Origin of the sequence: Microcoleus sp. T3_A4 (assembly GCF_036700465.1) — a bacterium.
Classification (GTDB): Bacteria; Cyanobacteriota; Cyanobacteriia; order Cyanobacteriales; family Microcoleaceae; genus Microcoleus.
In genome coordinates this window covers 1-22,992 of record NZ_JAUBOY010000020.1, presented here as the reverse complement: position 1 = coordinate 22,992, position 22,992 = coordinate 1, and the positions used below count along the sequence as shown (strand labels likewise).

At 45.2% G+C, this 22,992-nt stretch carries 13 protein-coding genes; 9 read left to right on the top strand and 4 right to left on the bottom strand.

Going from position 1 to position 22,992, the window contains the following annotated elements; genetic code table 11:
* The 4 genes from QUA07_RS12940 to QUA07_RS12925 all read left to right on the top strand — a co-directional run.
* Positions 1 to 4,468: calcium-binding protein (locus QUA07_RS12940; RefSeq protein ID WP_333325684.1), on the top strand; the 4,468-nt coding region annotated here is incomplete at its 5' end.
* Between the two features lie 325 nt (positions 4,469 to 4,793).
* Entirely contained in the window at positions 4,794 to 6,155 is a 1,362-nt protein-coding gene (locus tag QUA07_RS12935; protein ID WP_333325681.1) for a cytochrome 450, read from the top strand.
* Positions 6,156 to 6,412: 257 nt separating this feature from the next.
* A complete protein-coding gene (locus tag QUA07_RS12930; RefSeq protein WP_333082808.1) occupies positions 6,413 to 6,958 on the top strand; it encodes a hypothetical protein in 546 nt (181 codons plus the stop codon).
* Between the two features lie 613 nt (positions 6,959 to 7,571).
* On the top strand, positions 7,572 to 8,729 hold the full coding sequence (locus QUA07_RS12925; RefSeq protein ID WP_333325678.1) for a matrixin family metalloprotease: 1,158 nt from the start codon (positions 7,572 to 7,574) through the stop codon (positions 8,727 to 8,729).
* Positions 8,730 to 9,287: 558 nt separating this feature from the next.
* On the opposite strand, the gene QUA07_RS12920 is transcribed toward QUA07_RS12925, so the two are convergent.
* A complete protein-coding gene (locus QUA07_RS12920; RefSeq protein ID WP_333325674.1) occupies positions 9,288 to 14,807 on the bottom strand; it encodes an SdrD B-like domain-containing protein in 5,520 nt (1,839 codons plus the stop codon).
* A gap of 532 nt (positions 14,808 to 15,339) precedes the next feature.
* On the opposite strand from QUA07_RS12920, the gene mtnA reads away from it, so the two are divergent.
* The 4 genes from mtnA (at position 15,340) to QUA07_RS12900 (ending at position 19,659) form a co-directional block, all read left to right on the top strand.
* Positions 15,340 to 16,401, top strand: coding sequence for an S-methyl-5-thioribose-1-phosphate isomerase (gene mtnA, locus QUA07_RS12915; protein WP_333325672.1), 1,062 nt, complete (start codon positions 15,340 to 15,342; stop codon positions 16,399 to 16,401).
* A 37-nt stretch (positions 16,402 to 16,438) separates the two neighbouring features.
* Positions 16,439 to 16,927 carry a type IV pilin-like G/H family protein gene (locus tag QUA07_RS12910; RefSeq protein WP_333325669.1) on the top strand — a complete coding sequence of 163 codons (489 nt, stop codon included), beginning with the start codon at positions 16,439 to 16,441 and terminating at the stop codon, positions 16,925 to 16,927.
* Between the two features lie 3 nt (positions 16,928 to 16,930).
* Complete coding sequence (locus QUA07_RS12905) at positions 16,931 to 17,788, top strand: rhodanese-like domain-containing protein (RefSeq protein ID WP_333325666.1); 858 nt, start codon at positions 16,931 to 16,933, stop codon at positions 17,786 to 17,788.
* A gap of 125 nt (positions 17,789 to 17,913) precedes the next feature.
* On the top strand, positions 17,914 to 19,659 hold the full coding sequence (locus tag QUA07_RS12900) for a CHAT domain-containing protein (RefSeq protein ID WP_333325663.1): 1,746 nt from the start codon (positions 17,914 to 17,916) through the stop codon (positions 19,657 to 19,659).
* A 118-nt stretch (positions 19,660 to 19,777) separates the two neighbouring features.
* Here QUA07_RS12900 and QUA07_RS12895 read toward each other — a convergent pair whose 3' ends face one another.
* Positions 19,778 to 20,125, bottom strand: a complete 348-nt coding sequence (locus QUA07_RS12895; protein ID WP_015174783.1) for a hypothetical protein — start codon at positions 20,123 to 20,125, stop codon at positions 19,778 to 19,780.
* A gap of 241 nt (positions 20,126 to 20,366) precedes the next feature.
* Between QUA07_RS12895 and QUA07_RS12890 the strand changes: the two genes are divergently transcribed.
* Positions 20,367 to 21,287, top strand: a complete 921-nt coding sequence (locus QUA07_RS12890) for a cation diffusion facilitator family transporter (RefSeq protein ID WP_333325661.1) — start codon at positions 20,367 to 20,369, stop codon at positions 21,285 to 21,287.
* 126 nt (positions 21,288 to 21,413) lie between these two features.
* Here the strand turns inward: QUA07_RS12890 and QUA07_RS12885 are convergent, their stop codons facing one another.
* Both QUA07_RS12885 and QUA07_RS12880 read right to left on the bottom strand, forming a co-directional pair.
* Positions 21,414 to 21,611 (bottom strand): hypothetical protein, encoded by a 198-nt coding sequence (locus tag QUA07_RS12885; RefSeq protein ID WP_333325658.1) that lies wholly within the window; start codon positions 21,609 to 21,611, stop codon positions 21,414 to 21,416.
* A 218-nt stretch (positions 21,612 to 21,829) separates the two neighbouring features.
* A partial coding sequence (locus tag QUA07_RS12880; RefSeq protein WP_333325655.1) for an NACHT C-terminal alpha/beta 1 domain-containing protein occupies positions 21,830 to 22,992 on the bottom strand: 1,163 nt, incomplete at its 5' end.

Below are 22,992 nucleotides of genomic sequence, written 5' to 3'. Positions count from 1 at the left end.
ACCAACTCCTGCACTAACGACACCAACTCCTGCACTAACGACACCAACTCCTGCACTAACGACACCAACTCCTGCGTTACCGACACCAACTCCTGTAACCCCAGCGCCGACATCGGCGACACCTGTTGGTATTACTATTAACCCAACAACAGAATTAACTACTACTGAATCCGGAGGAAAAGCAACCTTTAATGTCAAACTCAACAGCCAACCTACTGCTGATGTCAAAATAGATTTAGAAAGTTCCAATGCAACAGAAGGAACAGTTTCACCGGCATCGCTTACTTTCAATTCTGCTAACTGGAATGCTTCACAAACAGTAACGGTAACAGGTGTTGACGACAGTGTTGCTGACGGGAATAAAGCTTACACCCTTGTTACCAGCCCTGCTGTCAGCAATGACAGTAAATACTCCGGCTTAAACGCAGCAGATATCGCCGTTACAAATACCGATAACGAAACCCTTTGGTGCGGTTTGGAAAAAGGATTAGACAAACTGGAAAACATTGTTAACGACCAACTGAATGCGTTCAAACTGCCAATCTTAGGACGACTAAGCGACATTTCTCCGAATTTTATTAGCAATTTCAAAAATAGTCTAGTCAATACCGTTAAAAATGCAACAGATTTCACGCCTAGTCAGCTAGAAAATAGCATTCAGGAGGTTGTTGGGTCGGCATTCGATGTTAAAGTCGAGAGTAGTTTAAATCCAAATGACAGTAACTTAGTCATTAAAATTGGCAAAAAATATCAGCTCGACAATATTACGTTTTCAGAAGATTTAGGGTTGCCCGCACTAGGCTTGAAAGTCGAAAACTCTCCTAAGCCCTGGAATCAAGTTGTCGCCTTCGCACCGACTGCAAATCTCTCTCGCTTTGCCAATTTATCTAATGATTTAGAAGCATCAAGCCTCAATTCCAATATCAGCAATTCAGCCACATTAGCACCGGTTACAGATAGTAGTAGTAGTAATGTATCTCAGTTTAGTGCGAACTTTCCTTCTCAGAGTTTGATTTCGCCAGTTTTAGCTGGAATTTTAAAGCCAACTCAACAATCGGCTTTTGACTATGAGTTATCTATTGGTGTCGGTTACAACAAAGATTTTGGCTGCTACATCGATACTGACAATACTAAATTAAACGCTAACTTAAAGTTAGCACTTCCTGAGAAATTCAAAGCTCAAGCCAACCTCGCTTTTTTACAAGCTGAATTTACCAACGATCCTGAAAACCCAACTCAACTTGATGCCAACTTTGAAGTCAAGTTAAATGACTTAGACAACGTGGGCGGTACTGATGATGGCAATCGTTTAACTTTGTCTGAGTTAGACGGCAGTTATCAGTTAGAAGACTTATTTCAATCTAGCTTAACGAGTAATGCCAATCTCGGCTTGCACGGCAAAACTAGCATCAACGGCAATGCTGCTTTTCCATCTTTTGATTTTGATTTAGCAGTCAATTGGCCACTGATTAATTATAGGAACGGTCAATTAAATAATTCGCAGCCACCCTCAACTTCCCCCTCAACTACATCGAGTCTATCAAATTTCAATTCATCACTTTTATCCAGCACGAAATTTTCAGCGGTTTCAGGGTTAAATCAATCGCTAGGTTCCTCAAATTCAAGCACAGGCGCGAGTTCAAATTTATCTTCATTCTTGCCATCAAATAATCAGGGAAATATAGGTTCGCCAACCACCGACAATCCCTTTGGCGGATTGCCTAACCCGACAGTCGAATTTAACAACATAAAACTCGACTTAGGAACCTTTATCACTAACTTGGCGAAACCAATACTCACCACTGTTTCTGATATTATCGACCCGTTTAGACCAGTTATCGATTTCCTAAATACAGACACTAAGTTACTGTCAGAACTTGGCGTTGCTGGCCCCTTCGATAACAATGGAGATGGCAAAGTTTCGATCTTGGAACTGGCAACTAAATTATCGACTGGTAATGTTGCTACTGACTTCTTAAATGCAGTTATCAAAATCGACGAGATATCGCAATTGGCAAATAGCCTGTCAAACTCTTCAAAAAATATTGCCATCGATTTAGGTTCCTACAGTTTAGGCAATATTAATGTTGCCAAGCCCAACTCTAGCCTCAAAAACAAAACACCGAGACTGACAAATTATGTTCCTAATATTTCTCAACAAATCAATTCTAAAACAGCGGGAAATAAAAAAGAATTTGTCAATCAATTCAAGAGGGTTCCCGGCATAGACTTACCAATTTTAACCAAGCCAGAAACAGCCATTCAACTTCTTTTAGGAAAACCAGATGTTGTCCTTTTTACCTACGATATGCCTCCCCTAGGGATAGACTTCAATTTTAGCAAAGAGTTTCCTATATTTGGGCCGATCTCAGGGTTAATCGAAGGCAACTTTAATGCGTCAGCACACCTCGCATTTGGCTACGATACTTACGGATTAAAAGAATGGAAAGACGATGAATTCGATGCGTCATCAGCCTACAAAGTTTTAGATGGTTTTTACGTGAGCGATCGCGCAAATCCCGATGGTACTGGTGCGGATGTTGATGAACTTAAAATCAATGCTGGTATTAAAGCAGGTGTCGGAGTAAATGCAGTAGTTGCCAGCCTTTATGGAACGGCTGGAATACAAGGAAGCATAGGCATTGATTTAGTAGATATTGGAGAAAATAACGGCAAAAGCGACGGTAAAATCAGAGGATCCGAAATTGGCTCCCGCATTAGTAAACCCTGGGAACTTTTTGATATATCAGGTCAAGTTAATGCTTTTTTAGGGCTGGAGTTTAAAGCTATAGTCCCTTGGGAGTTTTGGGAAGGGAAACAAACAGTTTGGAAAAAAGATTTTGCCACATTTGAGTTGGCCAAATTTGGCACTGGAGAAAGTTCAAGGAAGAGCGGTAGCGGTGTTAACAGTTACCTAACTGGAGCAAAAGTCTTCTTTGATGGTAACTTCAACGGCATTCAAGATGAAAAAGAACCGTTCACTATTACTAACGTGGATGGCAGCTTTAATTTAGATGTCTCTCTCCCTAATTTCGACAAAAATAACAGCGGCGAACTCGATCCAGATGAAGGCAGACTTGTAGTTGCTGACGGTATTAATACCGCCACTTATTTGCCGCAGCCAACGCCACTAACAGCAACACCTGATGCTACTGTTGTGACGCCTTTAACTACTCTGATGCAGAAGATGGTTGCACAAGGTATCAATCCTAATGAAGCAGAGACTAAAGTTAAAGCAGCATTTGGAGTACCGTCAACAATTGATTTGACTGGCTACGATCCGCTACAGGCAATTACTCAAAACGATCCGAACGGTTTGACGGTTTATGCAGCACACATTCAGGTACAAAACGCTGTTGTTCAGACGACAATTTTAATTAGCGGGATTTCGGCTAACTCTAAAACCGATATTGCCGATCGCATTATTTCCATCCTTGCCAATCAAATTCAATCCGGGGCTGTCGATTTAACCAATCCCGCACAATTACAAACCATCGTTCAGTCTGCTGCAACTCAACTGCAAGCACAAAAAGCGTCCGATATTGCGCCGGAAGTTGCTAAAATTATAGCGGAAGGGAATCAGCGGGTACGGGCGATCGCATCTAGCAACCTCCCACTCTCAGATGCAGCTACTAAAATAGCCCAAGTTCAACAGGTAGAACAAGGTGAAGTCGCTAAAGACTTGCAGCAAGTCGCAGCCGGAAATAAGACAATTCAGGAGGCGATCGCAGAAAATACAGGCACATCCTTAGACACACAAATTCAATCGGCAAGCGTCAATAACCCGACAATTCGCAAGAGTATAAACAGTGACTTCACTGCTGCTGAACCTTTCCCCGACAGCGGCATAGAATTAGTCAACAATTCTCCTAATCAAAAAATCGGTACTGATGGTGACGATACTCTAGGCGGCGACACCAGCGATGACGTTTTAAGTGGTAAAAAGGGAAATGATTTGATATTTGGTTTTAACGGCAATGACTGGATTAATGCCAATCAAGGCAATGACTTAATTAATGGCGGTTTTGACGACGATACCCTTTACGGCGGCAAGGGAATTGATACCATTACAGGTAGCGATGGTGGCGATATTATCTTTGGCAACCGAGGTGACGATATGCTAGAGGGTAGCACTGGCAATGATACTTTGCGCGGAGGCAAGGGAAATGATACTATTATTGGCGGTGAAGGCGACGACTTCCTATTCGGTGAAGATGGAGATGACACTTTGATCGGAGGGAATGGGAGCGATCGCTTCTTGCTCTCTAGCAATTCGGGTATCGATATTATCTTGGATTTTGAAGACGGAAAAGATTTGCTTTCTCTAGGCAACAATCTTACTTTCTTGCAACTGTCACTTACTCAAGAAAACAGTACAACTTTCATCCGTTTGTCAGCAACCGGAGAAATTTTAGCCGCTCTGAATGGGGTGTCGTCCAGTCTAATTAATGCCACCGATTTTGGCTAAATTTAATAGCAAGTAGTCGCACATAACTACGGTTTATGTGCGACTCTCAGAGATGGGGGCTAATACTTTAGATACAGAAAGTAGATCTACTTACCAGCAATCGTTAAAAATTCCACTCAATCTCCGGGAAAAGGCTAGACTGGAGCGCAGACATATTCAGTAAAACTATATCTATGTTGCCACTGTGTTCACAAATAAAGATGGCTATAGTTATACTTACTGATTTGGGCAATTAAGTGGGATTCAATACCCGCTCAATGGCCGCTCAATACCCTCTTGCTGCTAAATGCAAAGCGGGTTATGGCGAGGGATTCTCGGAGGAATTATGATGAACCTAAATTTAGATACTATTTTCTCATCGCTGATGAACCCGGCCCTGAACGAGTTTCAGGTTTGGGCTTTGCAAAACCCGGAAGAAAGTCTCAGCAAAACGATGTTACCCCCGATCGCCCTGATTGAGGGTTTGATTGCCAACGAACCCACCTATTTGCAGATGAAACGGCTGGCTTTCGGAGCAAACTTTTGCTGCGCGGGGCAAGTCGTGATGGGAGAGTTTGACACCCTGGAAAAAGCACTCACATCGCCCCAGGCGCGCGGATGGCGGCTTGGTACTTCTGTACTCGATCCCGATCGCGCCCCCAACCAAGATGTCGGCGGTAGGAACCTTTTCCTGCTGTCTTTGTCCGATCGCGAGACTGATGGTAGCAGCAACCACGCAGCATTCCGAAGCTGTATGCAGAAATATCTCTTCAACAGTGCGACAACGGATCGCCAGGGAGACGAAATCGCCGGACGGTTGCTCGATCGGCTAGCCGCAGATTATGCCGAGATGTCGCACGGTGCGGGGGGAGCGTTTTTTACCGATGTCAAGCGTGGTTGGATGGGATTTTTAGTCCGATATCTGCACTACGTCATCTTTGGGATTAATCCAGATGATTTAGAGTCGATCGAACTTCTCACCGAATTGCATTACACCCGCCAAAGCCCGCTGCACTACTTCGCCGTCATCGGCAACCTGCTGCAAAGCCTGAACCTGTTTGGACACGGGGATTTGTCCACTCTAATCGAGCGTGCAGCGACTATCTATGAAAATTCCCCAGCCTTAGCCGACTTCGAGGAGATCTCGGAAAACAATGGCATGACTAAGCGGGAATTGGCAAAGCTGATGACATCGATTATGGGGATAGCGGGACTGCAAGGCCCCCTGCACCTAGGCTACACGGCAATGGGATACCGCCCTCTCCCCGCCTATAAAGGACAGCAGACGGCCGAAATTAACCCGACTGATTTTTGGGATCAGCTCGATTTGGACGATCGCCAGTCGATCGAGCTCTTCCTCCTGGAATGCGCCCGCCTCTGGGCCCCCGTCAGCGCCACGCACCGAGTGGCGACAGAGCCCTTCACCGCAACCGTAGCAGGCAAAGAGCGCACTTTCCCCGCCGGAACCAAGGTACTGATACCGCTCAGTCTGGGGCTGCTAGACGAGAGTTTCTGGGGCTCTACGGTATACGAATTCAACCCTAAGCGGGAGAATCTTTGCCCTTTTCATATGGGCTTTCATTCCGTGGGCGATCGGAGTGCGGGACGGATTTGCCCCGGTAAAGACATCGCACTCAAGATGCTGGTGGATGTCGTGAGTACGGTAGGCAAAGTGCGGCGAAGCTCTGAGCCCAACTTGCGGCGGTAATCAATCCAAAAGCTCGATCGGACAGCGGTTGAGACTGAGATATTGCACCATTCTCGCTTAACAGGCTTTTCGGCCCACCCGACAAGACATCAAGTTTATTGTGGGGTGTCCCGCCCGCCCTGGAATAACTTATTGGCAATGATGCAAGATGTGAGTTGAAACCGCACGCCACACAAACTCTTGAGCGATCGACTCAGAAATCAAGGGGGTATCTAATAGGAAACCAAAACACAACTATTTTGAGGATAAATAATATCATGTTAATCGAACAAAAGCAACTAAAAGACATCGCGAATTGGATGAAAGTAGAACATCCAGCGGAGTTACCCGAAGTCCTGCAAGGTATCTTTTTTATGGACGGGAATGTTTTACCAGACGATTGTCTGACGATGTACAGTTCAGACTGGAATGCTGAGGAACGGACGTTATTGCTGCGTGTTTTTGACCCTGTTATCTGGACATTTCATTCATCAATGGCGGGACGGATGTTAATTTATTTAGTCAAATTTTCTCGCTTCAGCTACTTGTTCCGATTCTCTGATGCAACTTTGCAGCACGGACACATCACGCCGATAGTGTTTGGATGGTCTGTGCCGCCGTGGCTGGTAGATTTTTTGATTGATCGAGATCCGAATACTCCGAATGGAGATATCTGGTATCGCACAAACTCGTTTTTCGGCAAACCTGCTGAGAGCGGATATATACTCCGCAGGGTTGTAGACAAAGATGGCAACTACACATCAGCCTTTCCAGATATGCTGTCTAAAGTTGAGAGTGATTGTTTAATCATTGCCAAAGAGTGAAAATATTTACAAAACCTACAAAACCCTCTTCGTTAGGCGGGTTTTGTTGATCGAAGCGGCGGGATTTGAACCGACGACCCCCACTAACACAGTTTTATTTGCTAGCCTATAAAGGCTATGCAGCAAGCTCTAGCAGGCTGTTGTCAATTCTTCCTATCAATAATTCGGATAGTGTGTGATTGGCAACTGTAGAATAGGGGTTTCAGGGCGATTGCACAATCGATATCCCAACGGAAAATCAACGGTTTCAGACTAGGATATAAAAACAGTCCTGACTATCGATCGTTGACAGTGTAAAGCTTGAAACTAGAATGGGGAACACGAGTTCTCTGTAAAGTGCGAGCGCGATCTCCTCATGGGATATTGAGGGTAGGAAACCTCTCCGTCCAGACTCATCATTATAACAAAAAATCTGGCTTTCACAAGGATTTTATTCAGTTGACACAAGCTCGAAAGCTCGCATTTATCTAGGTCATTGTTGACAGGGTTGCAGTTTCTCTTTCCTGAATCTACTGTGCTCTCACTTGATTCAGGTAGATGAACACAAACATTCTCAAAATAGCTGGTTCTTTGGACTTAAAGTCCCTAGGTATTCACTTTGGAGGAATTTGTCATGACTAAACTTTCACAAATCGACTCTTATCAACTTGAGCAATTACTAAAACGCCTCGAACAAATTGAAGCTAAGCTCGGAATCAAAGTTGGCTCAGGTGGCGCAGAATCAGGTAAAGAAGCACAACATTTTTGTGCTTTGCCAAAGGTTCCTCCACGCACTTTCGATCCCAGCGTGTCGCCGGAGCGTGCTCGTCTAATACGGTTAATCGGGAAGAAGTGGGTTAACGGTACAAAATTACGTTATTACTTTTTTGAGAGTGGTCCCAATTCAGGCGGGAATGAACAGAAGGAGATTGTGCGGCAGGGGTTTGAGGTGTGGAAGAAGGTAGGGATTGGTATCAAGTTTGAGGAGGTTCGGAACATCAGCGAGGCAGAGATACGAATCGGCTTTGTGCAAGGAGATGGAGCCTGGTCATATCTTGGCCGCGATGCGATCGATATTCCTAAGCAAGGCGAGCGAACCATGAACTTCGGCTGGGATCTTCGGGCTGATCCCCGTGGGGTAGATGTCCCTGTTCACGAGATAGGTCACGCCTTAGGTTTCCCTCACGAGCACCAAAACCCGTTTGCAGGTATCGTATGGGACGAAGAAGCCGTTTATAAATATTTCGGTGCCCCTCCTAACAATTGGGACCGAGATACAACTTTTTATAATGTGCTTGAAAAGCTTGCAGTAGGAGAAGTGGAGGGGTCAAAGTGGGACCCCAACTCAATCATGCATTACGCTTTTGCAGCGGGACTCATTGAGAAACCTGTGGAGTATCAGAACGGATTAAACCCTGCTGGCGGACTTTCCGAGCAGGATGTGTTGCAGGTACGATTATTCTATCCCCCGCTTGATGACTCGAGTTATACAGAACTTAAACCCTTCCATTCCGAGATTCTGTCCCTCGCGCCTGCTGAACAGAAAAACTTTGTGATCAAACCCTCTGCTACCCGAACCTATACAATTGGAACCTTCGGAAAACTAGATACAGTTATGGTTCTTTTCGAGGATCAGAGTGGTGATCTCAAATATGTTGCGGGTGACGACGACAGTGGCACAGACTTGAATGCACAAATCAATGTTCGGCTTTATCAAGGTCGGCGGTATGTGCTGAGAATCCGCTTATACTCTAACTTTTCTGGTGGTGAAGCCTCAGTGATGCTTTGGTAAGGGCTGCCGCAAAATTTTAGAGAGAAAAACGATTTCTCAAAGTAGTGCATGGCCACCCGTAGGGTATATGGGGCAAGCTATTTTCTATTTGGTCTTTTTTCTCCCAATAGAAAGCAGGTAATTTGCTCATCAAGCAGCAGGTGATGCGCGAGGAAGGCGGGTTTGGGCTGATTGGGGTCTGAAACGAGGTAGAGCAGGTTGTGGTGACTTAGGGGGGCAGAGAGCCTCCCGTCTCCTGCCTCAACACTCCAATTTCTCCCTGGGGTGCAAAAGTGAGATGCTCCCCAGGTAGGACACGGCGCTGTGTAACCGAAAATGATATTACTTCTGGCTCATCAGAGTTTATTTGCCATGATTGTACAGCGTATTCTAGGCTCATAAAATAGTAGGGAAAAGGCAATGCCTTTTCCCTACGGGGATTCATGGATCAGGGGTGTACTTCACAAATAACGTGGAATCTGCTGTAAAATGTTTGGTTTCACCCTTTTTTGATTGGCCAACCGTCTATTAATCCATCGTCCCTACAATATTCTCACCTAATTAATTAGCTCGATCGCACTAAAGGAGTGCAAAATCTGTGGCAGTAATCACGCTTGCAGGCACATTGCTGAGAGTTGCCAAAAGTTGCCCGGAACCACTAACTCGGATGAGAGTCGAACTATTCTCCGCAACAATGCTCAGTTGGGAGAAATCCAGACCACCAATTAAGCCGATCGAATCGAGGCCGTATTGAAAGTCTAAAATAGTCTCGCTGCCGAGGTCAAGACCCAAGATAAATCGATCGTTCCCGGTGCCTCCAATCAAAGTATCATTCCCTTGATCTCCAAACAAGAAATCGTCCCCAGCACTGCCGAGCAAACTATCCTCATCCTTACCGCCGTAAAGAGTATCGTTCCCAGTCTCCCCGTTAACGGTATCCTGACCTTCATTGCCAAACAACAAATCGTTGCCCAAACCGCCGCATATTTGGTCTTTTCCGCCAGTAGAACCAATGGGGAGGGGGCTACCAATATCCCCGTACACTGTATCTTCCCCGTCGCCGGCACAGATAGTATCACTGCCTTCATCGCCAAATAGCAGGTTGCTGCCCAATTCGCCGAAAACTAAGTCATCGCCCTTGCCGGCACGCACTGTATCATTACCATCACCACCTGCGATCGTATCTTGATTTTTCTCCCCGCTGAGGAAGTCATCGCCGGCAAAACCGAACACCAAATCGTTGCCAGTCAAATCCGGGTCGAAGGGGTTAATAGTTCCCCCGTAGATAGTATCGTTACCCTGGTCGCCAATTAAAGTATCGCTTTCTTGGTCGCCGAAAATAATGTCGTCATCTTTGCCGCCGTAAACAACATCCTCGTTCTTGCCCGCAAAGATTAAATCATCTCCAGCAACCCCATTGAGGTAATCATTACCCTCATTGCCAAACAGCAAGTCCCTGTCTATATCTGGGCCAACCGGGAAAGCACTGTTAAGTCCCCCGTAAACATTATCATTGCCCCGCAATCCTGCCAACAAATCATCGCCGTCAAAACCATTTATTTCGTCACCGTTATTCGTGCCGAAAATAGTGTCATTACCGTTAGTACCGTTGCGGCTATTAGTGACAGCATTTGGACCGCGAATACTGCTAAGGCTGGGTAAAACAATTTGCGAACAAATGCAGTCAACATCTTGTCCTTCTTGCGGTGGTGGTGTTGGTGTTGGTGTTGGTTGGACTTGGGCCAAGGAATTGCCAAAGTTAATATTGCTAACATTAGTGCCGCTGACAGCAATAATATCAGCAGGATTGGCAGTATTTTGCGTCCAACCAGGTTGATTGACTTCCCGAACTCGATAAGTTCCCGGGCCTAAATTGGCGAAACTGTAGCCGCCAAAACTATCAGTTGAAGTGTTAACTTCTCCAGCATCTAAAGAGTCATTGCTGTTAGCATCAAGGAAGATTTGCCAGTTCGGCAATAGCGGTTCTTGAGCATCCAAAACCCCATTGTTATTGAGGTCATTAAACTTGCTGCCGGAGATACTAATATTTTGGAAATTGCCAAAATTAACGTTCGATTGACTTTCGCCACTACCCAGATTAACCGCCGCCGGATTAGCAGTAGTTTGCGTCCAGCCAGTCTGCTGGACTTCCCGCACATTGTATGTGCCGGGATTGAGGTTGTTGAAGCTGTAATTACCAGAATTGTCAGTGGTAACAGTAGTTTCGCCATCATCTAAAGAGTTGTTCCCGTTAGCGTCCAGGAAAATTTGCCATCCCGAAAGACCAGTTTCCTCCGCATCCTGAGTACCGTTGCCATTGCCGTCGTTGAATTTAAGACCGCTGATGCTGCTTTGTGGGACGGGAGTCGGAGGCAGAGGCGGAGTCGGAGTCGGAGTTGGAGGCGGAGTCGGAGTTGGAGTTGGAGGGGGAGGAAACGTGGATCGATTGCCAAAATTAACTGTAGCAGGAGTAGTTTGACCTGCTGCCAGAGTCACCGAAACCGGGTTTGGAGTAGTTGGCGCAATGTCCGCCGGTACAAGTTCCTGGACGCTGTAAGTACCTGCAGGCAAGTTGGGGAAAGTGAAACTGCCCTCAGCCCCGGTGTTAACGGAAGTTTCATTTGTATCTAGATTGTTGTTGTTATTGGTGTCAAGGAAAATCCTAAATCCGGAAACACCAAGTTCTCCGGCTGTTTGAGTGCCGTTGCCATCAATGTCGTTAAATGTAATTCCGGTGATGCTGCCTAGTACAGTGGGTATTGTTTGGTTGCCGAAATTAACGGTAGCAGGAGTAGTTTGACCTGCTGTCAAAATCACTGGGGGCGGGTTTTGAGTAGTTTGCCGACTGCCAACTGGCACAACTTCCCGAACGTTGTAAGTGCCCGCAGGCAAGTTGCCGAAAGTGAAACTGCCGTCAGCGGCGGTAGTTGCGGAAGTTTCGCCGGCACTGAGAATGCCGTCACCGTTTGTGTCGAGGAAAACTGTAACTCCGGGAACGCCAATTTCTCCGGCTGCTTGAGTGCCGTTGCCGTCAATGTCGTTGAATTTTATACCAGTAATGCTGCCCAGTACGGTGGGTATTGTTTGGTTGCCGAAATTAACGGTAGCAGGAGTAGTTTGACCTGCTGTCAGAATCACTGGCGGGTTTTGAGTAGTTTGCCGACTGCCAACTGGCACAACTTCCCGAACGTTGTAAGTGCCCGCAGGCAAGTTGCCGAAAGTGAAGCCGCCGTTAGCATCGGTAGTTGCGGAAGTTTCGCCGGCATCGAGGATGCCGTCACCGTTTGTGTCTAGGAAAACTGTAACTCCGGGAACACCAAGTTCTCCGGCAGCTTGAGTGCCGTTGCCGTCAATGTCGTTAAATTTGAGGCCCGTGATGGTACTCAGTGGTACTGGTATTGCTTGGTTGCCAAAATTAACGGTAGCAGGAGTAGTTTGACCGGCTGTCAAAATCACTGCAACCGGGTTAGCCGTAGTTGTTTGGCTTCCAGGCGGTACAACTTCCCGGACATTGTAAGTGCCTGCGGGCAAGTTGGGGAAAGTAAAGCTGCCATTGGCCCCAGTCGTTGCGGAAGTTTCTCCGGCACCGAGGATGCCGTCACCGTTTGTGTCGAGGAACACTGTAACTCCGGCGACGCCAAGTTCTCCGGCTGCTTGCGTACCATTGCCGTCAATGTCGTTAAATTTGATGCCGGTGATGGTACTCAGCGGTACGACAACGGGAACAGGCTGTGCGGAAAATTCCGAGGTGTTGCCGGCGGCGTCGGTTGCTGTCGCGGTGATTAATTGGCCTGCGGTGACTGCTGCTGGGAAAGTTTGATTAAAAGCAGCGTTGCCCGTGGCGTCAGTAGTTACCGGGATAGAAGCGATGAAGGTTTGGCCTTGGGTGCTGGGGGGAGTGTTGGCGAAAATTTGGAGGGTGAAGTTGGTATTGGGGGTGCTGTTGTAAGTTCCCGCAACGGTGACGCTGCCAGCGCTGGCGGTAGCAGTGGTGAGTACGGGGGTGTTTTGGAGGTTGTTTGCACCGATGTCGGCGTCACCAGCATCGTTGGCGGTGATGCCGTTGTTGCCGAGGTCGATACCTAAGCCAAGGTTGGCGAAGATTGAGTTGTTTTGGATGCTATTTCCGGTACCAGAATTAACTGTGACCCCAGCTATAGCGTTATTGGCTATAGTATTCCCCACGCCCGGTGCTGTGCCGCCGATCGCATTATTGGAAGAGTCAACCAATACCCCAGGAGCGCTATTCGCCACTGCGGTAGTGCCGTCGGTTCCGACGCCGATGAAGTTTCCCCGCACAAAGTTACCTGTAGCTCCGGCATTAATGATGACACCGCTACTGCTATTGCCAGAAATGACGTTGCGCTCGCCTGCCGTCGAGTCCCCGCCAATTGTATTGTTGGTGGCATTGGCAGTGATGGCAACGCCAAAACCGGCGTTGGCGATGGCTGCCGTACCTGCGGTATTGGTGCCGATGAAATTGCCCCGCACACTGTTCCCTGTGGCACCGACACCCGAGATGCTGATGCCACTGCCAACATTGCCAGAAATAATGTTCCGAACCGCTGCTGTATTGCCACCGATCGTATTGTTGATCCCATTGTCTATGACGACACCTGCACCGTTGCTCAAGGCTGTTCCAGCGGCATTGAGGCCGATGAAATTGGCTTGGACAGCGTTGCTGCTGCTATTGTCAACAATGCTGATTCCGCTGTTAGCATTACCGGAAATGACGTTGCCAGCACCCGTTACACTACTGCCAATCCTATTACTGTTTGCGCTTCCCTGGAGAGCTACGCCCACACTATTTGCAACTGCATTGTTACCGCTGACATCTGTACCTATATAGTTGCCTAGGAGTTGGTTGTTGATGGCTGCCGTGCCAGAAATAACTGTCCCAGTACCGTTACCGGAAATAATATTGCGGGCCGCTGCCGTGCTGCCCCCAACTATATTGTTAGCTGCCTCTTGGATAACTACTCCGGCACCGATGTTGGCTACTGCAGCCGTGCCCGCTGCATTAGTGCCGATGAAGTTGCCCAGTACAGAGTTGCTTCCGCCAGCAATGATGACACCGAAAGTAGTATTGCCGGAAATGACATTGCGATCGCCCGGGTTAAGCCCGCCAATTATGTTACCGGTCGCACCGGACTGAATGACGAGGCCAAATACGCCGTTGGGCCTGGCCAGAGTGCCCGTGGCATCCAGACCGATGTAATTGCCAGATACAGTGTTCCCATTACTTTCAACGGAGATGCCTGCGGTGGTGAAGCCATTGATTATTAATCCCCGCACCGTGCTGCCACCGCTACCAGCAGCAAGGATCAGACCGTTTCCAACGGTATTGTTGCCAGATAGCTGGATAAGTGGGATGCCTGCAAATCCAGTCTGCGAGGTACCGTTGATGATTACGGGAGCGGTAATAGGTGGCAAGATCGAGAGGGGCGCGATCGTCTGCAAGCCTGTACCAATGGCAAAGTTAATATTGTGCGGCGGTGCGGCCGCTGCATTCGCATCCGTAATCGCTTGTCGCAGCGAACCCGGCCCAGCATCGTTGGTATTAGTAACAGTGAATATCGCCAAGGTATGCCCGTAATTTGCCATTACCTCCGGCTCGATCGCCAATGCTGTTTTAATCGCTCCAGTAGCATATTCAAGTACCCAGTTTCCGCCTTTTTGGGCGCTGCCCGTAATATCTGAAGACGCAGCAATATTAGCTTTTGTTAACTTGCTCAGCTTTTGTACAAAAGCCTCTCCTTTTTCACCGGCTGCTACGTTACATCCGTATAGCAGAATTTCAAACCGATTTTTAATTGAGTTGACAGATGACGAAAACCACTGTTTCAAACAGTCGCGATATGTTTCTAAATTGTCGGAATTCAGGATATTTTGCCCTAGCTGCAAACTTCCCGATTCCCCGTGAGAAATAATGTGAACGCTTTCTATACCTTGGCGATTCTGCAGTGCTTCGGCAATTTGTTCGATGCCGTCCCGCGTGCGATCGACTAAAATTACCTCCATCCCCGCTTTAACACCAACCGCCAGACTTAGCCAATCTTCAACTGCTGAATCTACGAAGACTATGTGTAGGTTTTTCATAATTACTGTTCCCCCATGCACCTAAGTAGGTTTTCAAAATGTTGTTTCCGTGCGATGATAATCGCTACTTCAATCCACCACAAATATGGCTACCACAAAACCCGCCTTCAACTCAGTAAAAGTTGTACAGACAAAGCTTTACAATTATCTATTTTTGTGCTTCTTGTAAATCTGTTGGAGCTGGAAAGTTGCTCGATCGCACTTTTTCATTCTCAACTTAAAAAAACCAGACCCCAGGTACAGCTAGCTTGTTCCCGATTACGGAAATTTTTCAAAAAACGTAAGTATAATTTACACAACTTAATGTTCGGTTTTTTACTAAGTACACTTTTGTGAAAAAGAATCCAAATCTACGCAAATTCCAAACCCACAGAGTGGTAAGTATCCAGCTATTCTTCAATCTCAAATCTCCAGTCTCGAATCTCAAAACGCAGGGCTGGGATTTTGGCAAATTCAGCGTGTCCCTCATAACATAGAGGAATAGTCGCCTTCATGGCATCATAGAAACTTGTCCCTCACATAATTGAAATAGATGACCGCTCAAAACTCCCCTGTTTCCCCCGTCACTTGGATCGAAGACCGAGTTCTGCTAATTGACCAAAACCGACTGCCGAAAGAATACGCTGTAGTCGAAATTAGCCGCTGCGAAGATATGGCTGAGGCGATTAAAACTATGATAGTCCGAGGTGCTCCGGCGATCGGGGTAGCAGCAGCCTACGGGATGTATTTGGGGGCGCGAGAAATCGAAACGGGCGATCGTACCGAATTTCTCGCTAAATTAGAACAAGTTGGCGAGTTATTGCGATCGACTCGTCCCACTGCGGTTAATTTGTTTTGGGCAATATCGCGAATGCTCAAAACTGCCGAGAGAACTAGCGGTTCTGTCGAACAAGTGCAAAAAACTTTGTTAGAAATGGCTAAAACCATTCAAGCAGAAGACTTGCAAACTTGTAAAGATATCGGGGACAAAGGTTTAGAAGTTCTGCCAGCTACACCCGAAAAACTAAACTTACTAACTCACTGCAATGCAGGTGCATTAGCAACTGCCGGCTACGGTACTGCTTTAGGTGTATTTCGTTCTGCTTGGCGAGAAGGAAGACTCGGAAGAGTTTTTGCAGACGAAACTCGGCCCCGTCTCCAAGGTGCAAAACTCACCACTTGGGAATGCGTGCAAGAAGGAATTCCCGTCACATTAATAGCAGACAATATGGCCGCTCACTGCATGAAACTCGGCATGATTCACGCAGTAGTTGTCGGTGCAGACAGAATCGCTGCTAACGGCGACGCTGCCAATAAAATTGGCACTTACAGTTTAGCAATTGTTGCCAAAGCTCACAACGTTCCCTTCTTTGTCGCTGCGCCTCTATCTACCATTGATTTTGAACTTTCCGACGGCAGCAAAATCCCCATTGAAGAACGCGATCCAGTTGAAATGTATCAAGTTGGAACTACGCGGATTTGTCCTGTGGGAGTCGAATTTTACAATCCGGCTTTTGACGTAACTCCGGCGGAGTTGATCTCAGGAATAATCACAGAACACGGCACGGTTGCTCCTGGGGCGTTGAAACAGTTTCAGGCAAAACAATTAGTTTAATTATATGTTCCTCAACTGCTCATTCCACCGGGTGTCTGTGAAATTAAGCAGGATTTATAGCAGCCGCAACTGGCAGCTCAAAGTTGCGATCGCAGCTCTAACTCTGCCAGTTGTTTTCAGTCCTGTCTCGGAAGCTCAAGTGTCACAAACGCTTAAAGCTAAGGAATCACAAGCGAAAAAGTTTGTGGGTTCGATGAATAAAGCTCAGCAAGTTTACTATGCTGAAAAAGCAGGCTTCACAAGTTCTGTTTCCAATCTATTGGTTTATCTCGGTCTCCAAGTTAAACCTAACTCAGCCAATTACAGCTACTCGATCGGCATGGTGAAAAAAGGTGCTGTATTTAACTACGGAGTATCGAAGCAAGCTAATCTCAAAAGTTTTGTGGGGGGAGTCTTTTTGGTGGAAAACAAGACCCAAACAATCTTGTGTATAAATGCTGCTCCTGGCAAGACTAAACCAGCTAATCCAACTAATACCAAAGGGGTTTTAGCCTGCGGTGCTAATACAGCCCAAGTTACTCAATAAGTTATGTCGAATTTACTGGGTAATTTAGCAAATAACTGGATAGTAAATGCAGATTTAGCTAAGCAATTGCTGGAACAAGAAGCTACTTTACTAGATGCTCGCGCACCCATTTTAAAGTGGTGTTGCCGTCTCCCACCAGCTATTCCCGTAACTTGGCAGGAATTTTCGCGTTCCGACTTTCCCCACAAGGGAAAAATTATCGAAAATAACACAGTTTTAACTCAAAAACTGCAAGCAAGTGGCATTTATCAAGACAAACCTGTCATAGTCGTTGCCGATTCGGTGAAAGGGTGGGGCGAAGACGGGCGAATTGTTTGGATGTTGCGGACTTTGGGACACGAAAAAGCAGTTTTTGTCGATGGAGGATATAGGGCTTTAATCAAAGCTGGAATTAATCGAGTACAAGCTGCAAACAATCCACCGCAAACAGGAGATTTTGTAATATCTCGCCGATCGAGTTGGGAAATTCAGCGGGATGAATTGAAAGCTATTTTAGGAGATGAGAATTTAGTCATTATTGACGCGAGAGAGCCGCGAGAATATGCAGGTAAAACGCCTTACGGAGAAAAGCGGGGCGGCCACATTCCCGGTGCGGTTCACCTCTATTACAAACAGTTAATGGACAAACAGGGACAACTGCTGGATCGCGGGGAAATTGTCGCTATGTTGCAGCAAAAAGGAGTTTCGCAGTCAACTCAAATTGTGAGTTATTGCTCCGGGGGAATTCGCTCTGCATGGTTGACTTGTGTATTGACAAATGTGGGATTTTGTGGTAAGAATTATGCAGGTTCAATGTGGGAATGGTCGGCTTCGCCGGCAGATAGCTATCCTTTGTCAGTAATCCTTCCACGGGCAGGCTAGAAACCCACCCCACAAGAAAATTCAATAACAACTAAAGCTAAGGAATCCGAAGCCCAACAATATAGCAGTTTGCACAATCGTTGCGGAATATTCTATAAACTAGCTCAAGTGAGGGTAAATCAATAATGAACGAAATTAAGATATTATTCTTGGCATCTAATCCTGTAAGCTCTACTCAGCTAAAGCTGGATCAAGAAATTCGATATATTACCCAAAAAATACGTGCTTCACAGCATCGTGACTCATTAAAATTACTCTCAGCTTGGGCAGTACAACCTGACGACTTACTTCAACTGTTTAATGAGCATAAACCGGACATTGTACATTTCAGCGGACATGGAAGCCAACAAGGGGAAATCATATTAGTTGACAAGAACGGAAGACCTAAAGCTGTTGGCATAAAAGCGTTAAAAGCACTATTTTCAACGCTTAAAGATAATATTCGTGCTGTTATCTTAAATGCCTGTTACTCAGAGTTACAGGCAAAAGCAATAACCGAAGTCATTGATTGCACTATTGGAATGAATACTGCAATTGGTGATACTGCTGCTATTACCTTTGCAGCTTCATTCTACCGCGCTTTGGGTTTTGGTCGTTCTGTTCAGGAGTCCTTCAATCAGGGAATAACTGCTTTGCTATTAGAAGATATTAGTGAAGAGGATACTCCTAAACTTTTAGCCAAGGAGGGTGTTGATCTTGCTCAATTATTCTTTATAAAATTTTCTGCATCTAAAAATGTAGAACAATTTGATACTGTTAAATCAGACGAAAAAAGAAATTTATCAAATAAAGTAATTGTTGATATATCAGTAATGACTGAAGATCAAAGTTTGTATCAAAGTTTTTACGGAAGTGATACATCACTGCATTATCAGGTTGAAAGATTTAAAAAAGGTATTCTGATCAAGAAGTCAATGGAATACCTCTCAAAAATTGAGAATGGAGATGAAATAGAACCAATTTCTTATACTTATTGTCCCTTCAACTGGGACTTTCCAAATCTAGACTTTAAGGTACTTAATAACAGTTCTCAAACTATTTTTCTCACAGAAGCTATTTTTGAAATTGAAAAGAGCTGGCTAGATCCGTCTCCAGTACCAATCATTAAGTGTGACTCTTATCATATGAACGCATTACACTTTTGGATAGTTAATGAGGGATGGGGTGAGGTAAAAGATTTAAAGGCTAGGTTTCATCTAACTCCTATACCTCGAGGTATGGGCAGAGTGAATTTCATAGATCCTGATGTAAAAGATTTAAAAGCTAGGTTTCATCAAACTCCTATGCAGCAAGGTATGGGCGAAGTGAATTTCACAGAACCTTACCCTTATGAGGTTTGTGTAGGAAGCTTTTTAGAAAGTTTTAACGTCAACATTGCTGAAGCTTTCCGCCATGCATCAATTACTTCTGGAGCAGCGTATGTTCGCGGTGAGCTTGAATTCAAAGGATGCAATATTTATGGTTTAATACAAAAAACAATCGTCAAATTTTCAACCATAGTTTGGGCACCTAATGCTGAACCTGTACCTGGAGCACCTCTACGACCAACCTACCAATATGGGACTAAATTCCAGGTCGCAGGGGAAAACTATAAACGCCACGTCTCAATCTCTCATTCCTTAAAGCCTGGAAAGACAGATCGTTTCAATATTAAAATAGGCATGGACAAGTCTTCTTACCATCGCTTTAAAGTAAAAATAGTCTACAATGATGGTCGGGAAATTTTATTGCCAGATATTAAAATGTCTACATTTGTGCCTCGTTCTGGCATAACATATATGAGGGAAAGCATTGGTGACAAGTCAAGGCTCAAAGCCAGTGGTCAATGGGATTTTCGGCAGTGGCTCAAAGAAAAATGGTTCTCCAGGTAGGGTGGCATCCGGAAAGTAGTAGGGTGCGTCTACCTGACGCACTCTACTGAGAACCAAACCCAATCATTATCAGGGGAATTTAACCTTAATAAACGGGCTGGTTTCAGGTTGAAAATCTCTAACCGACTTGTTCGATATACTGAGCGAGATCGTCGCGCAGGCGGCTGAGTTCGGCTTCGGTGGTCACGCGCACGCGATCGTCCCTAACCGTAATCAGCACTTTCGCAGCAAAAGGAGTTGGCCAGATATTCGGGTTGCAGAAAACTTCCAAAAATACATCTCCTGCATACCGATATTCCATCGGTTTTTGGGGAGAAGCTTTAGCGCCAGCGGTTTTGGCTGCTACAGCTTTCAAGCTTTCCATCAAAGCTGCAATTTCGCTTTGCAAATCCCGCGCGGCTTGCGGGGAAAAGCTAAAGGAGACAGAACCTTCGACTAAATTCAGTGTCAGCGGAGAAAGAGACATGGGCAATGAAATTTAACATACAATTGTTAATGATAAAATATACAATAACCTAAAAGAAGTACCTGCCAGCTAAATTGGGCGGCAAAACTGCTATTAATTAAAATTTGTCTCAAGAAGCTAGGCTAAATTAATGAAGATAAATCTAGTCGCAAGCTAGATTCAGCAATAGTTTTAACCTGTTATGACTTGATAAGCTTTAAACTAGAAGCCAGAAAACTTGACGGCCGATCGAGGAGATTTTATGGTGGCCGATAACCGTTCCGAAGTCCGCAAGGTTTTAATAATTACTTTATTACTAAATTTGCTGGTGATGGCAATTAAAGCAGCCGTGGGATGGCTGACTGGTTCCCTCAGTTTGCTGGCAGATGCTTTGCACAGCGTCACGGACAGCGCTAATAATATTTTAGGATTGGTAACTAATCATTATGCCAATCCGCAGCCCGATCGCGATCATCCCTACGGACACCAAAAATTTGATGCTCTCGGAGCTCTGGGAATTGCTGCTTTTCTGGGAATTGCCTGTTTTGAAATTCTCAGCGGTGCTGTCGAAAGGCTGATTAACGGGGGTAAAGTTGTCAAAATATCCCCAAATGAACTGTGGATTTTGCTGATTGTACTGGGGATTAATATTTTTGTCACCTTTTACGAGCGCAGAGTTGGCCAACGTCTCGGTAGCGCGATTTTAGTGGCTGACGCTCAGCACACGATGAGCGATGTTTGGGTAACAATTATGGTCATCGGCGGGTTGATTGGTGTTTGGCAAGGGCAGGTTTGGAATATACCTCAACTGCAATTCCTGGATGTGTTTTTGTCTTTTCCTGTGGCTGTTTTGGTATTTAGCAGCGGTTGGAAGGTTTTAAGGGAAAATCTGCCTTGGTTGGTGGATGAAATGGCGATCGCACCGGAAGTTATTCACGCGATCGCGATCGATGTACCGGGGGTTGTCAACTGTCACTCGATCGCCTCCCGTGGCGTGGTAGGGCGTCAAGTATTTATTGAGATGCACATGATTGTCGATGCTGTCGATGTAGAAACAGCTCACCGGATTACAGAAGAAGTAGAAGCCCGTTTGGAAGAACGTTTCAGCCCTGTACGCATCTTAATTCACGTTGAGCCGCCGGCTTACAAATCCGACCAAATTAGCTACGATTCTGAAGAATGAAGGCACAACCAGTGATTTTGACACGGATACACGGATTAATTGAAGAATCGGGAAAGTATTTTTACTTACCGCAATTCCTCTAATTTTTTAAATCCTATCAATCGGGTTAGAGCGATCGCACTTAATTTAGTTGCTGTTTTCCACAGGAAAAGGGGGGTTTTCCACAGAAATCGGCAAGTTTTCCACAATAGATCGATCGGCTGTCGTCGATTTCTGTCTTTCTATTTGTATAAATTCCAAGTATTTTGAATTTCTGTAGCCATTTCCCCCCGAAAATGCCAAGGTAGCAAAATCTCCACTTTTGAACCGAGAGATCGCAGCCATCTCAACGGGTAGTGGGGATGGAATTTTTACTTTATTTTATCTGGTGCTAGCCTATCTACTCTCGATCGTAGCGGAAATTCTCCTACTCTGTTTTAGCGGACGATTCTCTTAATTCAGAGAAAGATGAAGAAATGTTTCGATCGAGTTGGATTTGGGGGAGTGAGTGCGATCGCGCCTGAGTTGGTGAAAAAGCGATCGCCTTCTGCCAAAATCAAAATTCAAGCCTCCAAAATCGATCGATGCAGCCATTTCAAAACTGCATCGATGAGATTCGGATGGTTAGGAGAAATGCGTTTTACATTGTCGCATGGTCGATCGGTGATGATTGCGATCGTGCCTCCAAAAGCACTCAGTGCAGTTAGAAAAGGTTCGGTGAATTCGCGATCGATTTTAGAGTTGTAGAACACCAAAGCAACTCGTTTTTCTAGGTTTCTCAAATTCAGTCGCCAATAGGCTTTGAGCAGTGGCATAGTTGTGGGTGTTCCTTCTTGTCGTTCTGGACAACCTTGCTCTACCATTTGGATATAGATATCAGTGGCAGGATTATCTAGAGGGTTAAATTCGCTACCATCAATACAAATCAGTTGTACTGCTCGATCTAGTTCTTCATTATGGGAAACCGCAGACTGAAGAACTGAAGATTGCTCAACTTTGTTGAGGAGGAGTTGAGGAGTAGAAGAGTTAGCAATAGAGATGTTTTCAAATGCCTCTAAGTCAGTACAGGATTGTTGAACACAACAAGCGTCATAAAATTCCGTATAACTCAAGTGATTAGCACAATGCCACAGCACTGAATAAGCAATTATATATAAATAAGGGTCTGACTTAGCAACTGCATCTTCTACATAATCCTTTAGACCAAAAACTAACCTTTTTAGTTGTGCTTTGTGAGTAATTTCTTTTAATCCTGTGGCAACAGAACATTGAATTCCAGGGTCTTTTAAATTGACAATTAAGTTTACTAATTTTTCAACAATCGATTGTTTTAATAATGTTTCAATTTTGAGTAATATTTCAATACACATATAGCACAATATGCTATCTTTATTAGTTTGGATAATTTCAATTATTTTATCTATGACTTCAAAATTAGTTTGTTTAATTTTGGCGACCGCAATTTCTTCGCAAGTAGATAATTTCATAGTAAAAGGATTTTGGGTCAAATTTGTAAGGTTTAGTTTTTCTGGATTGCTAATTAGTGAAATAAATTCAACATATTGTTTCTCTTGTTGGTCCATGAAATAAGCTTCTATATTTTCTGTGTCGTTACTTGTGGTTGAATTTAAATCCTCGGTTGTATTTTTATCAATACTCCGGACAGTTTTTAAAGAGGAATGCGATCGCAATAAAATAGAGAAGTGAAAAAAGTGAGTGCAATCTC

What these genes read in the sequence shown, in the direction of transcription:
- QUA07_RS12920 (WP_333325674.1), bottom strand. Translation starts at nt 14,807, where the DNA reads ATGAAAAACCTACACATAGTCTTCGTAGATTCAGCAGTTGAAGATTGG.
- QUA07_RS12935 (WP_333325681.1), top strand. Translation starts at nt 4,794, where the DNA reads ATGATGAACCTAAATTTAGATACTATTTTCTCATCGCTGATGAACCCG.
- QUA07_RS12900 (WP_333325663.1), top strand. Translation starts at nt 17,914, where the DNA reads ATGAACGAAATTAAGATATTATTCTTGGCATCTAATCCTGTAAGCTCT.
- QUA07_RS12930 (WP_333082808.1), top strand. Translation starts at nt 6,413, where the DNA reads ATGTTAATCGAACAAAAGCAACTAAAAGACATCGCGAATTGGATGAAA.
- QUA07_RS12905 (WP_333325666.1), top strand. Translation starts at nt 16,931, where the DNA reads ATGTCGAATTTACTGGGTAATTTAGCAAATAACTGGATAGTAAATGCA.
- QUA07_RS12890 (WP_333325661.1), top strand. Translation starts at nt 20,367, where the DNA reads ATGGTGGCCGATAACCGTTCCGAAGTCCGCAAGGTTTTAATAATTACT.
- QUA07_RS12885 (WP_333325658.1), bottom strand. Translation starts at nt 21,611, where the DNA reads ATGGCTGCGATCTCTCGGTTCAAAAGTGGAGATTTTGCTACCTTGGCA.
- QUA07_RS12895 (WP_015174783.1), bottom strand. Translation starts at nt 20,125, where the DNA reads ATGTCTCTTTCTCCGCTGACACTGAATTTAGTCGAAGGTTCTGTCTCC.
- mtnA (WP_333325672.1), top strand. Translation starts at nt 15,340, where the DNA reads ATGACCGCTCAAAACTCCCCTGTTTCCCCCGTCACTTGGATCGAAGAC.
- QUA07_RS12925 (WP_333325678.1), top strand. Translation starts at nt 7,572, where the DNA reads ATGACTAAACTTTCACAAATCGACTCTTATCAACTTGAGCAATTACTA.